Origin of the sequence: Flagellimonas amphidinii (assembly GCF_013090115.1) — a bacterium.
Lineage (GTDB): Bacteria > Bacteroidota > Bacteroidia > Flavobacteriales > Flavobacteriaceae > Flagellimonas > Flagellimonas amphidinii.
In genome coordinates, this window is record NZ_JABFNN010000031.1 from 180,203 (window position 1) to 196,533 (window position 16,331).

The 16,331-nt window shown below is 40.4% G+C and carries 16 protein-coding genes and 1 tRNA gene; 6 read left to right on the forward strand and 11 right to left on the reverse strand.

What is annotated here, in order from left to right; translation table 11 throughout:
* Positions 1-20 precede the first annotated feature (20 nt).
* From HJC33_RS09280 to HJC33_RS09305, 6 genes are all read left to right on the forward strand, one after another.
* On the forward strand, positions 21-2,450 hold the full coding sequence (locus tag HJC33_RS09280; RefSeq protein WP_171658541.1) for an ABC transporter permease: 2,430 nt from the start codon (positions 21-23) through the stop codon (positions 2,448-2,450).
* 186 nt (positions 2,451-2,636) lie between these two features.
* Positions 2,637-5,036, forward strand: coding sequence for an ABC transporter permease (locus HJC33_RS09285; protein WP_171658542.1), 2,400 nt, complete (start codon positions 2,637-2,639; stop codon positions 5,034-5,036).
* 237 nt (positions 5,037-5,273) lie between these two features.
* Complete coding sequence (locus HJC33_RS09290) at positions 5,274-7,688, forward strand: ABC transporter permease (RefSeq protein WP_171658543.1); 2,415 nt, start codon at positions 5,274-5,276, stop codon at positions 7,686-7,688.
* Between the two features lie 59 nt (positions 7,689-7,747).
* On the forward strand, positions 7,748-8,410 hold the full coding sequence (locus HJC33_RS09295) for an ABC transporter ATP-binding protein (protein ID WP_171658544.1): 663 nt from the start codon (positions 7,748-7,750) through the stop codon (positions 8,408-8,410).
* 69 nt (positions 8,411-8,479) lie between these two features.
* Positions 8,480-8,553, forward strand: a tRNA-Arg gene (locus HJC33_RS09300).
* Positions 8,554-8,778: 225 nt separating this feature from the next.
* Positions 8,779-9,639: a S1 family peptidase gene (locus HJC33_RS09305; protein ID WP_171658545.1), complete on the forward strand. Its 861-nt coding sequence runs from the start codon at positions 8,779-8,781 to the stop codon at positions 9,637-9,639.
* Between the two features lie 647 nt (positions 9,640-10,286).
* Here the strand turns inward: HJC33_RS09305 and HJC33_RS09310 are convergent.
* From HJC33_RS09310 to HJC33_RS09360, 11 genes are all read right to left on the reverse strand, one after another.
* Positions 10,287-10,895, reverse strand: coding sequence for a hypothetical protein (locus HJC33_RS09310; RefSeq protein ID WP_171658546.1), 609 nt, complete (start codon positions 10,893-10,895; stop codon positions 10,287-10,289).
* Positions 10,892-11,200 carry a hypothetical protein gene (locus tag HJC33_RS09315; protein ID WP_171658547.1) on the reverse strand — a complete coding sequence of 103 codons (309 nt, stop codon included), beginning with the start codon at positions 11,198-11,200 and terminating at the stop codon, positions 10,892-10,894. Before HJC33_RS09315 ends, HJC33_RS09310 begins: the two co-directional genes overlap by 4 nt.
* Before the next feature lie 16 nt (positions 11,201-11,216).
* The gene (locus HJC33_RS09320; protein WP_171658548.1) at positions 11,217-11,504 is read right to left on the reverse strand and encodes a hypothetical protein; all 288 of its coding nucleotides are present in this window, start codon (positions 11,502-11,504) and stop codon (positions 11,217-11,219) included.
* 16 nt (positions 11,505-11,520) lie between these two features.
* Positions 11,521-11,871, reverse strand: coding sequence for a hypothetical protein (locus tag HJC33_RS09325; RefSeq protein WP_171658549.1), 351 nt, complete (start codon positions 11,869-11,871; stop codon positions 11,521-11,523).
* A complete protein-coding gene (locus tag HJC33_RS09330) occupies positions 11,861-12,142 on the reverse strand; it encodes a hypothetical protein (RefSeq protein ID WP_171658550.1) in 282 nt (93 codons plus the stop codon). The genes HJC33_RS09325 and HJC33_RS09330 overlap by 11 nt, the downstream gene beginning before the upstream one ends.
* Positions 12,143-12,166: 24 nt before the next feature.
* The gene (locus HJC33_RS09335) at positions 12,167-13,024 is read right to left on the reverse strand and encodes a hypothetical protein (RefSeq protein WP_171658551.1); all 858 of its coding nucleotides are present in this window, start codon (positions 13,022-13,024) and stop codon (positions 12,167-12,169) included.
* 3 nt (positions 13,025-13,027) lie between these two features.
* On the reverse strand, positions 13,028-13,366 hold the full coding sequence (locus tag HJC33_RS09340) for a helix-turn-helix transcriptional regulator (protein ID WP_171658552.1): 339 nt from the start codon (positions 13,364-13,366) through the stop codon (positions 13,028-13,030).
* 108 nt (positions 13,367-13,474) lie between these two features.
* Positions 13,475-14,323 (reverse strand): hypothetical protein, encoded by an 849-nt coding sequence (locus HJC33_RS09345; protein ID WP_171658553.1) that lies wholly within the window; start codon positions 14,321-14,323, stop codon positions 13,475-13,477.
* The gene (locus tag HJC33_RS17445) at positions 14,316-15,548 is read right to left on the reverse strand and encodes a site-specific integrase (RefSeq protein ID WP_171658554.1); all 1,233 of its coding nucleotides are present in this window, start codon (positions 15,546-15,548) and stop codon (positions 14,316-14,318) included. The genes HJC33_RS09345 and HJC33_RS17445 overlap by 8 nt, the downstream gene beginning before the upstream one ends.
* 264 nt (positions 15,549-15,812) lie before the next feature.
* Positions 15,813-16,085, reverse strand: a complete 273-nt coding sequence (locus HJC33_RS09355) for a hypothetical protein (RefSeq protein ID WP_171658555.1) — start codon at positions 16,083-16,085, stop codon at positions 15,813-15,815.
* A 28-nt stretch (positions 16,086-16,113) separates the two neighbouring features.
* Entirely contained in the window at positions 16,114-16,314 is a 201-nt protein-coding gene (locus tag HJC33_RS09360; protein WP_171658556.1) for a hypothetical protein, read from the reverse strand.
* Positions 16,315-16,331: the final 17 nt, after the last annotated feature.

Genomic DNA, 16,331 nt, shown 5'->3' on the forward strand with positions numbered 1-16,331 from the left:
AACAACTAAATAAAAGAGTCATGTTTAAAAATCAATTAAAAGTAGCATGGAGAAGTATTAAAAAACAACCTTTTTTGAATGGCCTCAATATGTTGGGGCTAGCCATTGGTATTGCAGGGACCCTTTTAATCTGCCTATACATTTATGATGAGCTTAGCTATGATAAAATGTTTGCTGATGCTGAACGCATTCACCGTATTAATGTGGATATGAAATTTGGCGGGCCTGACAGACAAATGTCTCAAGTTTCCGGCCCTATGGCAGAAGCTGTTTTAAACGACATTCCGCAAGTTGAGAGTGTCGTTCGTTTTAGGCCATGGGGGGCATCTTCCTTAAACAAAACAACAGACAGGGATCTGGTAATGGAAGAAAGAACGGCATATGCTGACACCACATTGGTGTCAATGTTCGGATTGAACATGCTTTACGGCAATCCTGACAAGGCTTTGAACAACCCGAACACTATGATTTTAACGAAGTCTGCCGCAGAGAAACACTTTCCTGTATCAAATGCTATAGGTCAGAAACTCATTTTAAACGAAGGGGAAACCTATACGGTTACCGGCATTATTGAAGATTTGCCCAACAATTCGTTTTTGGCGGATTATTCGGTATTCATGTCAATGGAGGGTTATGAAGACCAATATTTGAATTGGGGAAGCCATAATTATAACACCTTTATAAAACTAAAGCCGAATAGCTCATCAGAAGATATTGCTGAACCTTTACAGGGGATGATGGAACGTTATTTAATGCCTTACGCCCAACAATTTTTTCCAGGTATAACACTTAAAGAATTTGAGGCTTCGGGCAACTATGTTCATTATTCAACTATTCCTTTGACCGATATTCACTTAAACTCGCATCGGGAACAAGATATGGGGGTAAACGGGGACATCAACAATGTTTATATCCTTTCATTTATTGCCCTTTTCTTAATTCTATTGGCCAGTATCAATTACATGAACCTGTCAACTGCATATTCATTGAAACGTGCAAAGGAAGTGGGTATTCGAAAAACCTTGGGGTCAAATAAAAAATCCTTGATCAGACAGTTTTTGACTGAATCGGGATTAATAACATTTGGAGCCATGCTGGTAGCTGTATTATTGGCTCTTGTGGCACTGCCATTCTTTAATGAGTTGGGTAATAAATCCATTGAACTACCACTGTTGAACTCTTATTTTTGGGCTATTTTGATATTTGCAACTGGCATTCTGGCACTTTTATCTGGCAGCTATCCAGCGTTTTTTATGTCAAAATTTAAACCAGTCAAAGTATTGAAGGGCGGGGGCGAAAACAGTACTGGGGGGTCAAAATTGCGCAAAAGCTTGGTAATATTCCAATTCGCCATATCGGTTTTTTTAATCATTGGTACCCTAGTCGTATCCAAACAATTGAATTTTATCCAAAATAAGGATCTAGGCTACACCAAGGACCAAGTATTGTTGGTCAATAACATTGAGAGATTAAGCGAGCAGGCCGAGTCTTTTAAAGAAGAGGTGAAACAATTGGCCCAAGTTTCAAATGCGTCGCTTAGTGGTTATGTCCCTACACCATCTTATAGAAGTGATTCTTCATATTTTTTGGAAGATAAGTTGGAACAGGAATCGGCCATTAACATGCAGGGGTGGCGTGTGGATTTTGATTACATGAACACCCTTGATTTGAATTTGGTTTCAGGAAGGCCTTTTGACCCTAATATAACAACTGACTCTACTGCCATTATCATCAATGAATCAGCCTTGGATGTCATTGGGCTTGATCCAGAGTCGGTTTTGGGAAAACGTATTTTCAATGGTATTGGTGAAGAAGACCAATCTATTTTCACTGTTATTGGTGTCGTTAAGGATTTTCATTTTGAAAGCATGCGCCATGAGGTTCGTCCATTGTCGTTACAAATTGGAAGAAGCTCCGGTAATCTAATCGTAAAGCTCAAATCGGGTAATTTTAGAAACTCCATAGCCCAAATACAACAACTTTGGGACGCAAGATCCCCTACGCTACCATTTGATTATCAGTTTATGGATGATTCGTTCAATGAAGTTTATCAGAACGAAAAGCGATTGGGCAATATTTTTATCATTTTCACCTCACTCTCCATATTCATTGCCTGTTTGGGATTATTTGGTCTTGCTGCTTTCAACGCTCAAAAACGAATAAAGGAAATAGGGGTTCGAAAGGTATTGGGTGCATCTGTCAGCCAAATCACATATACATTGTCATTTGACTTTTTAAAGTTGGTTTTCGTTGCAATCATTATTGCCTTACCAATTGGGTGGTTTGCAATGAACCGCTGGTTGGAAGATTTTACATTCCGAATCAATATAGGTGTTGGTGAGTTTTTCATTGCCGCGTTTTTAGCAGTATTAATTGCTTTGCTCACGGTGAGTTACCAAAGCATAAAAGCAGCAATTGCCAATCCTGTAAAAAGTTTGAGAACGGAATAAAAGCTCCCTCTGTCTCCCCCAAAAGGGGAGAATGGATAATAGATATGAAAAGCTGGGAAAAAACATATATGAAAAATGTCATTTCGAACCGAATAAAGTGAGCGTGGGAAATCTGTTTTTTTAGATTCCTCGTCGGCAAGGCCTCTGTCGGAATGACTTATAATCAATCAAGAAAAACGAACAATCATGTTAAAGAACTATTTAAAAATCGCTTGGCGAAACCTAACCAAAAACAAGGCATATACCGTTATTAATGTAGGGGGATTGGCCTTGGGGATGGCTGTGGCCCTGATTATTGGCCTATGGATGAACGACGAACTTTCGTTCAACGGTTATTTTACCAAGAAAGATAAGATTGCCCAAATATTCCAGTCCCAGACCTTTAATGGGCAAACGGGTACTGGGCCAGCTATTCCCCAACCTTTGGAACCAGCTTTGCTAAATCAACATAATGACCTGTTCAAATATTTGGTCATGTCATCATGGGAAAACCAACAATATTTGGAATATGATGAGACCAATATTCCCCGTCAGGGCAATTTTATGCAGCCCGATGCTCCCTTCCTTTTTAATCTAAACATCCTCAAGGGAACTAAAGATGGGCTACGTGATGTAAATTCTGTAATGTTGAACGCATCCACTGCCAATGCCCTTTTTGGCGAAGAAGACCCTATTGGCAAGGCCATAAAAGTAAACAACGAACACACCATGACGGTTACGGCCGTTTATGAAGATTTGCCTTATAACACCAATTTTAGGGACATGTCCTTTTTACTGCCATGGGAACTCTATGTCAATAGTCAAGAATGGATCAAGAATTCCAAGGACAATTGGCAGAACAATTCCTTTCAACTTTTTGTGGAGATTGCCGAGAACTCCACCATGCAAAATGTGACCGATGCCATTATCGATATTAAAAAAAATGCTGATGAAGAAGTGGCCGAATTTAACCCAAGAATCTTTTTGCTGCCCATGGATGATTGGCACCTGCGTAGCAATTTTGAAGAAGGTAAACAAGTGGGGGGGCGTATCAAATATGTATGGTTGTTTGGCATCATCGGGGTGTTTGTATTGCTATTGGCCTGTATCAATTTTATGAATTTGAGTACGGCCCGTTCTGAAAAGCGTGCCAAGGAAGTTGGTATTCGAAAATCAATTGGGTCGCAACGCTCGCAATTGATCAATCAGTTTTTAAGTGAATCTTTTTTGGTGACCCTTTTCGCCTTTTTGGTGGCCATCATCATCGTGAACATTTCGTTGAACGGCTTTAATGAACTGGCTCGAAAAGAAATTAGCTTCCCTTGGGGCAATGGCATATTTTGGTTGGCATCATTGGCCTTTGTCTTATTTACAGCCTTATTGGCAGGAAGTTACCCGGCACTTTATCTTTCTTCTTTCAACCCGGTAACCGTATTAAAGGGAACGTTCAAGGCCGGACGTTATGCTAGCTTGCCCAGAAAAATTTTGGTCGTGGTACAATTTACGGTTTCGGTGGCCTTTATCATAGGAACGGTCATCGTGATGCAGCAGATCAACCATGCCAAAAATCGACCCGTTGGCTACACCAAAGATGGTTTGGTGCAAATACCCACCTTCAGCAATGACTTTAACGGCAAAGCTGATTTAATGCGCGAAGAATTCATCAAGTCTGGTGCTGTGGTCAGTATGGCGACTTCCAGCAGTCCGATTACCAATATTTGGTCCAACCGCAGCGGTTATACCTGGGAGGGCAAGCCTGATGGATTTCAAGAGGATTTTGCTTGGACCGAGGTTTCACCAGAGTATACAACTACGATGGGTTTGAAAATTGTTCAGGGGCGTGATTTTTCGAGGGACATGCCTACGGATTCCATGGGCATATTGATCAATGAAACCGCTGTAAAATATATGGGATTGGAAAATCCGGTAGGACTAATTATCCGAGATAGTAACGAGGAAGACCCAGGTCCTGATCACAAAATCATTGGAGTGGTAAAAGATGTTGTTTCTCAGTCACCTTATGAACCTGTAAAACAGGCCTGGTATGTTTATGATCGTTATGGGAACATTAGTTATTATAACCTTAGGCTCAACCCTAACCAAAGTGCCGCACAGAATTTGGCTGTTATCGAACGGGTGTTCAAGGAGCATTTCCCAATCATACCCTTTCAATATGATTTTGTGGATGAGGAATATGGTAAAAAATTCGCTGCTGAACAACGCATTGGTACGCTTTCGGGCATTTTTACAGCTTTAGCCATCCTCATCAGTTGTTTGGGATTGTTTGGGCTCACCTCTTTTGTGGCAGAACAGCGTACAAAGGAAATTGGGGTACGCAAAGTACTGGGAGCCACGGTTTTCAATGTTTGGAATATGCTCTCGAAAGACTTTTTAAAGCTGGTGATCATTTCATGCTTTATTGCTATGCCCATTGCCTATTATGTAATGAATGGGTGGATTCAGGAATATCCGTACCGCATCCTATTAAAATGGTGGGTTTTTGGCCTTGCCATGCTTGGTGCCCTCGCAGTAACGGTGCTTACAGTAAGCTTTCAAGCTATTAAAGCGGCTAGGCAAAATCCTGTAAAAAGTTTGAGAATGGAATGATTTTCTAGATGCGAGATTTCAAAGTACGAAGTAAAAAGTACAAAGTATGAAGTGGGAAATGCGAATTACGAATGTAGAATCAATGAAAAAGAACCAAACAGGATAAACTGTCCATATTCTATGAGTGAAGCGGTCTAATTTCTATAAAAAGTTTCGATTTGAATTTGGACTGTCACTTGAAACAATAGAAACTAAAGACCTGTCAGGTCTGTAAACCATCAACAAAAAACGAGAACCATGATACGAAACTACCTAAAGACCGCTTGGCGGAACCTTAAAAGAAACAAAGGCTACTCAGCCATCAATATCGGTGGATTGGCCTTGGGCATGGCCGTTGTCATCATGATCGGGCTATGGGTCTTGGACGAATTTACCTTCAATACCTATCACAAGAACCACGATAGGATCGCACAGATCTATAACAGGGGCGAGAATCTGGATACAGGCGAAATCGGCACGTTCAATTCCACCCTATATACTATGGGGAGCGTTATCAAGGAAAATTACAAAGATTATTTCGAGCACGTCTTAAGGGCCACTTGGACGGGCGATTATGTGCTGACCGATTCAGGGGAAAACCATACCCGGACCGGACAATTTATCGAAAGTGGGGCGTTGGATATGCTTTCCTTGAACATGCTGCAAGGTTCCCGTGCCAGTCTGGAGGAATTGAATGCCATAGTACTGTCCCAATCCACTGCTTTGGCCATTTTTGGTGAGGAAAACCCCATCGGTAAACCCATAAAGATCAACAATGAAATGGATGCCGTCGTCAAAGGGGTTTACGAAGACCTGCCCCAAAACAATAGTTTCGGGTTCGTAAAGTTCTTCGCCAATTGGAAGTTGGTAGAGGCCAATGAACCTGAACGTTTCGAACGGATCAAAACCGTTTGGGACGACTGGTCTTTTCAGCTCTATGTACAATTGAAACCAGGAATCGACTTCGCAACGGCCGATGCCGCATTACGAAATCTTTATACGCAATACGGTCCTTCGCAAGAGCTCGAAGTTTTTGGGAGGAGAAACCTGCATCCGTTTGCCTATCCGATGGACAAATGGCGCTTGTATTCCGAGTTCGACGCACAGGGAAACCCTACCAAGGGCCGTATCACTTTTGTGTGGTTGTTTATCGCCATCGGCATATTCGTACTGTTCCTGGCCTGTATCAATTTTATGAACCTGAGCACGGCCCGTTCCGAAAAACGGTCGAAGGAAGTGGGCATCCGCAAGACCGTGGGGTCGAAAAAGAAACAACTGGTCATCCAATTTTTGACCGAATCGCTACTGATCTCCGGTATCGCCCTTCTTCTCGCTTTGCTACTGGTATTACTTTCCCTTCCGTGGTTCAACGAACTGGCAGGGAAGGAAATGAACATTCCTTGGGGCAACCCCGTTTTCTGGGCCTCCCTACTATCTTTTACAGTATTGACCGGCATATTGGCGGGCAGTTATCCCGCCTTGTACCTGTCCTCGTTCAGTCCTGTCAAAGTCCTAAAGGGTACCTTTAAGGCAGGGCCGTACTCCGCGATTCCCAGAAAAGTGCTGGTCGTCTTCCAGTTCGCGGTTTCCATCATGCTGGCCGTGGGAACGGTCATCGTTTTTAATCAGATTGAATTTACAAAAGATAGGCCTTTGGGCTATGATCAGGACAACCTGATTTCCATACAGATGAACAATCCCGTGTATGACGGCAAATACGACCTGTTGCGCAACGAGCTGAAAAAAACAGGGGTCGTGGAAGACATGGCGCAATCGTCCTCCCCATTGATCGGCGTTTACAGCAATGGTGGCGGTGGACTTAGTTGGCAGGGAAAGAACCCTGAGTTCAGGCCCGATTTCGGTATCCTTAGGGTCACCCACGATTATGGAAAAACGGTAGGATGGCAATTTTTGGAAGGAAGGGATTTTTCCAGGGATCATGCCTCCGATTCCTTGGCCATCATCATCAACGAGACCGCCGTAAAATATATGGGGTTGGAAAACCCCGTAGGCACCTTTATTTCCTTTGGCGGCCCGCAACGGGCCAAAATCATCGGGGTGACCAAGGATATGGTCATGCAATCGCCCTACGAGCCGGTCAAGCAGGCACTCTTCTTTATCGATTACGAAAATGTGGGTTACATCAATATCAAGATCAGGCCCGACGCGAGCGCGGGAAATGCCATTTCCAAAATCGAGGATGTGTTTGACAAAGTGGTACCCTCGGCTAGCTTCGACTACAAATTTATCGACCAGGAGTTCGACCGAAAGTTCCAATCCGAACAACGACTGGGCAACCTGGCCGGCGTTTTTACCCTTTTGGCCATTCTTATCAGTTGCCTGGGCCTTTTCGGCCTTGCATCGTTCGTAGCCGAACAGCGTACCAAGGAGATAGGGGTGCGAAAAGTATTGGGTGCCTCGGTACTGAACTTATGGAAAATGCTATCCAAGGATTTTGTGTTGTTGGTATTGATTTCGGGTTTCGTTGCGATCCCGATTGTCTACCACTTTATGTCGAGATGGTTGCAGAACTACGAATACCGAATGGAAATTCCGTGGTGGGTCTTTGCCTTGGCCGTGATCGGGGCCTTGTTAGTCACATTGCTTACGGTAAGCTATCAGTCGATTTGGGCGGCCAGCGTAAACCCTGTAAAAAGTTTGCGGACGGAGTAAGCTTCAGTTTAATTTTAAGAATTTTTTTTTTTAATACAGATTACTAAATACTATAAAGAATGCTACTAGAACTAAAGAACATCTTTAAATGGGTACAGCAGGGCGGCCAACGTGTCTTTCTGTTGAAGGATATCAACCTTCAAGTCGAGGAAGGCGAATTTATATCCGTGATGGGGCCTTCGGGCTCTGGAAAATCGACCTTGTTGAACGTTATCGGTATGCTCGATGGCTTTGATGAAGGGGAATACCACTTCTTGGATGAATCGGTACACAGCTTAAAGGAGAAGCATCGAGCTAATTTGTACAAGGAATATATTGGTTTCGTTTTTCAGTCATACCATCTTTTGGATGATCTTACGGTACAGGAAAATTTAGAAATGCCCTTACTGTATAAAAAAATAAAAACTCCAGAACGTAAGGCCAAGGTTGCCGACATGTTGGACCGATTCAATATTGTTGGAAAAAAAGATTTATTTCCTGCCCAATTAAGTGGTGGTCAGCAACAATTGGTAGGTATTGCCAGAGCATTGATTTCCAACCCTAAACTAATACTAGCGGATGAACCCACCGGAAATTTGAACTCTTCACAAGGAGAGGAGATCATGGGGCTTTTTAAGCAGTTAAATGAAGAGGGAATTACTATTATTCAAGTGACCCACTCCGAAAAAAATGCAGCCTACGGTTCCAGAATTATCAACCTTTTGGATGGTAGGATGGTATAAATTTGAAGACAATCAAAAAAAATATTTTTTACAATCACTTACATTAGTATCTTTGCACCCGCAAAGTCGGGTCGCGTAGCTCAGCTGGATAGAGCATCTGCCTTCTAAGCAGACGGTCATAGGTTCGAATCCTATCGCGATCACTTTAATTATCAACCACTTACATATCTGTAGGTGGTTTTTTATTTTAGAGATGTAACACATTTGTTACACAAAATTGATATTAGCGGTATCTAACTTCGCCATTTCACTACCTAGTCTGAACATATAAATTTTGCCCATTTTCCGGGGATTCTTAACATATCATGTTGAAAACTGTTTAAAACCAGCTTTGGAACTAAGTGTTACTCTTATCTACTTTTACCTTTATGTATAGATTGCTACTTGCCTTATTCATGATTTTCTTTATTAATGCAAATTCACAATCACTAGGTGAAGAACGTATTAGGAAACTCAATAATACTATTGCAAGAATCACAATAGATTCATTAGGTGCTTCTGGTACTGGGTTCGTTGTAAGTAAAATGGGCCACATCGCTACTTGTAATCATGTAATTCAGCCTGCTTTTTACAGGAACGCGAAAACCAAAAATATCGATTCAATTAGGGTAATCCATGCTACATTTAGAAGTGGGAATGAAAAGGAATATGTAGTCCTTCCCGAATATTATGGAGATGAATACCTAAATAGTCTTATCAAAGATTTCATTATACTAGCCCCTAGAGAGGTTAGTTCGAAGGAGTATGATTTTTTAACCATAGGAAGATGGGAAGATGTTAAAGAAGGCGATGAGATTTATACCGCAGGCTTCCCTCTTCAGATAAAACAAAGAATTATTTCCAAAGGCGTGTTTTCTACTAAGTATGAAGGTCAACAAAACCTTATTAATGGTAATGGCAAACAAACCTCATACCCAAGAAAGGAAGCATGGGTAGATCTCACATTAAATAAAGGAAATTCAGGGGGTCCAATAATCTTAATGGGAAAGACAGCTAAAAAAGACAAGGTTGTTGGATTAGCAACATTTTTATGGAATCCATACGCCAATAACTCTTTTAAGCTATCTCAAAAGTTGAATGAAATCGAAAGACAAAATCCGAACCTTAATGTAAATAAGCTTCTAGCCTACATGTTCGAAGCGATATCAAAAAATTCTTTAGGTATAAGCGGGGCGGTGCCTAGCGACGGGATTTATTTGAAACTACAGCAACTGAATCAGGAACAATAGTTAAGTGTGAATTTTGAGAAACTTTAGAAGAATCGAATCTCTCCCTTAATTGAACTGTTCCCAAGTCTTTATCCTGAATATTTGTAGAAGCACAACCTACAATAAAAACGAAAACACAAATAATTAGTAAGTATCTCATAATCAATACCCTTTGAATGTTTACAACAATTCAGTGCTAATATAATTGCCAAGCCACTTAAAATACAAAGAAATGTTGTGTTTTTCCATCAAATGCATGTGAAATAGACCAATGGCAGCGTTAATTAACACAATGCAGTGCTATTTTGAAAATACAGCAGGGTTGGGAACCTTTCCCTTATCGGGAAGTGGCCTTGGCTTATTTCCCATTGGGCTTTAGCTTAAACCTTCCCGACAAGTCTGTTATCGTATCATCAGATACAACAAACTTACCTCTAAAATCAATCTGACCAACTTTAGCAGTTGGTTCAGTGTCTTATTTGACGGCAGAGGTAACCGCAAGGTGATTTTTAAAACCATAAATTATAGTTTTTAATTGAACAATCCCCTGCTGCAATCGCAATATAACTCAAACAGTTTTATCTGGCGGAGCAACGATAAAAACAAGAAACCGCCACCAAATTAATGATGACGGTTCCAGACCAAATCAAAATCTAAATCAAAAAAGTCTAATTTTTAATCTGTCCAATCTTTCTAGCGGCAGGTTCAAAAACTTGTTTGGCCTGTGGTGCTGAGGTCAATTTAATCAGTTTGGGCAGGGCATTTCTTAATCGTGTCCGGTCTACGGTAGCAATAATACCCTCACTAAAGGCTTGGTTCAGCGTATTGCACAATTCTTTGGCCGTTTTAAGAGCCTTGGACTGCATATTATTGTTCACATAATGATAATGCCTGTCTTTCACCTTTTGCTCTGTTTCAGGGCTTACTATAACACTTTCACCGGTCACTTTAAAGCCCACGGCTGCATGTCTAGCCGGTACAAGGTCAAAAGCTGCTTTTGCAGTACTGCCATCTAGCCCTTGACTTGAAAGAGCGAATTCAACAGTGGCTTTTGGGAATCCATAAGCATTGCGAATAAGTCCCTCTAACGCACTCCATCCTTGATTAAGCAACAATTCCTTTTGTTCTTGTTCAAGTTCTTTTGGCAGGAGTTTTTGGGCTTCATCTAAGGCGTATTCGGCTTCTTTGGCCCATGCCTCATAACTAATCATTGTTTTATCGATTGCTTCTTGGTCAACCCAAAGTAATTCACCTTTTTTTTCAATTGTCGCATTCATGAACTTCGTCTTTTTTTGTTGTTTTTTCTTTTGTTGATTACTCTTTTGATTTTTGCTAGGACTTCATCAGAAGCTTCGATTACCTCGATTACTTTCCCATCTTCGGCAATAATGGTTTCACCACCCGGCATTATGAATGTACCCGTTGCAAATTGGCCGTCCAGATAAACAGTATCGCCCACAGCGGCATCTTCCCCGGCTATCAAGTCCGGGAATACCAATTCTTGTCCAAGGATATCCTGAAACGTTTGTTCGGCCCTCGGTTTCCACAATCGCCTAGTGGCATGCTTTTTAGTTGCTTTCATTGTTTTGATTTAATTATTAATGACTATCGTTTATACCGTCTCGGACGGCCTCAATTTGTTCTTCTGAATAGGTTTGGAACACCGTTGGCTTTGATATCATAAGATGGTCCAGACTATATTTCTTCAATAGGTTCAGGTAGTGATCAATTCTCATGCGTCCATCAGCTTCCAGTTCGATTGCTCCCCCAAATCCCTCAACGTATTTCGTGACCTGGGTTGGTACCTCAACAAAAGGGTCATTGGTATAAACCGTGGGCGTTGGAAGGTACCCAGGGCGTTCCGGTACGTCTACCAGACTTTTCATCAATTCAAGCTTTTGTTCATCGTCCATTGGGGTACTTTTTAAGTTCTTTGTTTATCTCCTTTTTTTCAAGGGCCGCAATCTGTTGTAACCGTTCTTCTTTACTTAGGCTAAGAAAACCTTGGACATCAAAGCTTACGTCCTCAATCTCACTTCTATTCAGCTTGGGCAAAACAAACTCCAACATCGAAATGAAGGCATTCACCCGGTCCTTGGGCGAGAGCTCTTTTAAGTCGCTCAACACAGCTTCATATTCAGCATCTACTAGCTTTTGTATTCTACTACGTATTGATGCCGTGGACTTATTTGGGCTTCCTTTCCTTGAAGATTTTGCCCCTGCTTCGGATGCTGTTTTACTATCAAATGGCATTGTTACTTGATGTTACTTTAACTTTTCTATTTGGATAGGCCAAAACATAGGATGCAACCAACTTAGCAGCCTCCTTTGCTTGTTTTTGATCTTTGCTGTTTGTGTATTCAAGAAGGCGCATTGCTAAAATTTCATCATTGCTCATTTTTACGGTAACACTTCCGTCCGGATGTTTTTTAACTACATCCGCAGCATCAATTCTTAGTTGACCTTTGCTCTTTAGCAACTTCAAGAGGGAAGTTGTTAAGGGTCGTTCGTTTTTACTTGACATTTTTCGTTCAATTTTGGATTGTTTTCAACTTGCTTTTTTTTTGCACCTACTAAGAGGAGTTATAGAGGAGATAGAAATCTCTGGACTCTTTTCAATGAAAATGCCTTTAGAAGTAACAAAAGCACCACCTTTGAAATCTTCATCTTCAGATAATTCCCTAGCAAACCTTTTATCTTGAACACCTGGGAATTTTAGTTCTATGATTCTCCTTTGTTTGATTAAATTGCCGTTGAGCATTTTATGTTTGTGGTACTTACCTGCACTTTTGGTATTTTTGTTTTCAGACGGTCTAAGTATTTTGTCAAAACCCAGATTGGATAGGGTACTGTTTAAACGACTTTCCGCCAGGTCAGCCACAGTCAAACCGTCTTGTTCCAATCGCTTCGCACGCTTAAGGTCAGACAGGTTCTTGATGCTGCCTGAGGTAAGCTCCTCTAATAGTTTGATCCGTTCAGACCTTTTCTCAATCTGGGGTAATTGACTTCTAATGTTACTATGAATTCTTATGAACCTCGAACTCACTTTCGTATCAGTGAACTTTCCATAAATGGAAATAGGGATAAGCTTTAATTTCTTTTGTTTTGGTAGATGTTTATAAGTCCATTTACGGCTTCTTACAGCGATGTTTCCATTGCTTTGGACAACGACTAAGTCAAGGCTTAAAAGAGGGCTTAAATACTTTTCTATTGACGTTCTTGAAAGACCGGTGGCAGTCTTAAGTATAGCAACCGTTCCCTGCTTTCCAGTTCGCTTAAAAACTATTCCATTTTTATGAAATCTTAGAGTTGCAAAGAATGAAATTAGATTATCGCCACCTTCATTGAATAGGAAATCATATTCAAGATTTGTTAATAGCGTGAAGCCTAATGGTTTTGGTTGCATTTCCTACTTTTTTGAGTTCAGGAAAGCTTCTGCTTCTGCCTCGATTTCGACCTTTGATTTTTGGTGACCTTCCTTTATCCAATTGAGGATTGTTTCACGATCGAAGTAGAGTCGCTTACCTCTTTTAAAGCCACCTGGAAGTTCACCTTTTGAGTGTTTTGTATAAATCGTCGGCTTAACTACACCAAGAAACTCAGCTAATCCATCAGTGGTAAAAAATGGTCGTGGTTTGTCCCGGGGTTCAAGTGTTATTGCTGGCCGATTGTTGTCAAGAATTAATTTTTCTAACTTATCAAATCGGGCATTAAACCTGTCTTCAATTAACTCAAAAGGATTATTCATTTGTAACAGCTTTTAATTATGATTAACTGCTACAAATGTGTGTTATAGTTTGTGAGGCAAAAACCAAATAGGCTTCGTAGGCTTGATTTAAGGTTAGGCAGGTTTGTTTTAGGCCTTTATATTTTCATTTATCTTATGAAAATCATTGTAATCTGTTTGGTTAAATCCATAGAAGGATTTGTCTAAAATGTCAAAATACTTCGGCTTCAAATGCGTTTTATTATACTCCTTTGGAGCACAGTTTTCGTAAAACCTAAAAAAAACGCTTCTGACATCCTTTTTGTGGTTAGGTGTACCATTAAAGTGTTGTTTTACGGGTTCTTTTTTTATAAAGGTACTTTCGATGAATATCGATAGCTGTTTTTCGGTTAAATAATGAAATCCTTTTTTGTTAGTCTCTTTGGTCAATATTTCAAAGTGATTGAAAACATCGGCAATACTGACCTTTGGGATGAGCTTGTTTTCTTGCTTACAGAGATATTCTTTAGTTGTAAGTCCCGGTTCCGAAGTAGAGGTTTTTTCTTCCTTCCTGTCTTCTCCAACAATCGCATTAGACCCCGCCTTTAACTTCTGAATTAGTCTATCCAAGTAAACTTTGTACTTGGTTCGGTCTTGGTAACCGTGCTGCTCCCGAAGCCTATCAAAAAAGTCGAATTGAAAGTTCTCTTTTTCTTGATTCTCCAATTGATTTGAGATTTCATGATAAGCCCTTTCCAGATTTTGGTAGTATGATTCAAACTCTGCCCAATCCGATTTACCCCATACCTTTTTGAAAACACTTCTACCAAAATGTTCAAAACCAATATCTTGAAAATGTTCAAACGCACTTTTTTGATCGTTTTTCTGCCCAATTTGATTTTGATGTATTTCCCTCTCCCTAGAGTTTTCATCTGGTAATACCGCCATTCTTTCCTGAAGGAATTTATCATATTCCCGTTTCTTGTCAATCTTACTCATTGGAAACGGCTTTAAATCCTGTGGTAAGAACATTGGTCTGCTCTTTTATCTGATCGTCTTCAAAGCTGTCTAAGTAGCTTTGAGTGACACTAATGTTAGAATGCCCTAGTAAATCACTTATCATTGAGACATTGGCCCCAGAACGCTTTAAAACGGTTGCAAAGCTGTGACGTGCGCTATACGTAGTAACATGTTGCGGTATTTCAAGTTTCTTGGCAATGATTTGAATGTATTTGTTGATAATCTTGGTTAGTTGCTGATAAACCTTTCTTTGCCGGTCTGGGGACATGGTTTTATCCAAGTGCGGGAAGATGAAATCCTTTTGATTTAATGAGGGCTGGCCCCACTTACGAATAACCTCTTTGCTTTCAGGTTTTAGGGCTACTCTGATAGCCTTTTTGTCTTTTTTGGTAGATGAGGTCTTAGAACGTTCATAAGTCAGTATATCGCCCTTTAAATCCTCCCATTTCAGCAAACACAAATCCTTTACGTTCATTCCGTTGCATAGGTATAGAAACATCCAGTAATCCCTAGCCCTGGCCTGGGCATCATTTTCAGGTACGTAGTTGTAGATTTTGGCTACTTCTTCTAAGGTTAAAGCTTTCTTTACATTCCGCCCTGTTGTAATGGTATATTTACCATTCCCCTTACCAAAAGGATAATTGGCTTTATCAATGTTCTGATTGTTGAATATGGCCCTTAAAGCCCTTAGATAAATGCTGATGGTGGTAATGCTGCGATCATTGTCGAGCATGTGCTTTTCATATTTTCGCAGCCATGTAGGTGTTATTTCGGCAAAGGTCAATTTAGGACTGAAATCGGATAAACTTCTTTGCGCACATTCATAGGTTACAGCCGTGCCGATTTTCCCATTTTCCCTAAGCTCCTTTATCCGTTCATCAAATGCATAAGAAACATCCTGGTGAATGTCCCTGCTTTCAAAGTAACCTTCTTTGAACTTGGCAAAGGTGAAAACATTTAAGTTTTCGATTATTGATGTTGCTTTGGTCTTTTGATAATTAAGACTTTTTAGCACGTCCTTTTCTTCCCTTGTCCGCCTTTGGGCATACATTATCTTATCAAACTCCTCTGGAAGCAAATCTATTCCGGTAGAGAAGTATTTGCGGTTACGTTTGTGGGTAACTTTGATTTTGACAGAGCATTTACCGTCAGCCTTTTTTCGGGGATCTAAATAAATATCTGCGTATGCATCGATTTTTTTCACCTTGTTACACGTTTGTAACACAAATGTAACACAGCATCACAAAGTAAAACGATACGAGTACAAAGTAGTTATTAACATAAGTCTATTGATAACAGGGGGTTTGAATTGATTTGTTTGTTTTTGGATGTTTATGTTTTGTTACGGATTTATGACTTCTAAGCAGACGGTCGAAGGTTCGAATCCTTCCGCGATCACAAGAAATAACAAACCCCAGCAATGCTGGGGTTTGTTATTTCTTAAATGGATGAATTGAAACTTCTAGATTTAAAAATAACGCTCTTTGATAATTCCAATGTGATGCGCTTCATGTCCAATAATGGATTTTAAGAAGTCTTCCAAGGTTATTTCGTGCTGGTAGGTTTTCCCCTTAATTCGCAGTTGGGTTTTTGATAACCCGTCCACAAAACTTTTACTGGCTTGCCTTACATTTTTTAAATCTGTTTTCAATTGATGGAAAGTCATTTCATCAAATCTACTGTTTGCAACCAAAGAATTTTGGTCATAGCCCCAAAGCTCTACTGCCTCATTTCTACTCAAAAGAAAAGCACGGTATATTTTAATCCTTTCATGGTCTGTAATATGACCTAACTATTTGCTTAATGCTCCATTTATCAGCTGCATAACGGAAGGACGCTTTTTCTTCATCAATAGCATCCAAGAATGTAAAAGTTGATAACGAATTAAAGAGCGATGAACAATCTTTATCTTTTACAAGATTATAATAGTAGGGAAAACCATCTTCTGGAGCGTAGGCCATTTTCAACATAATTAAGCTGTTGAAAT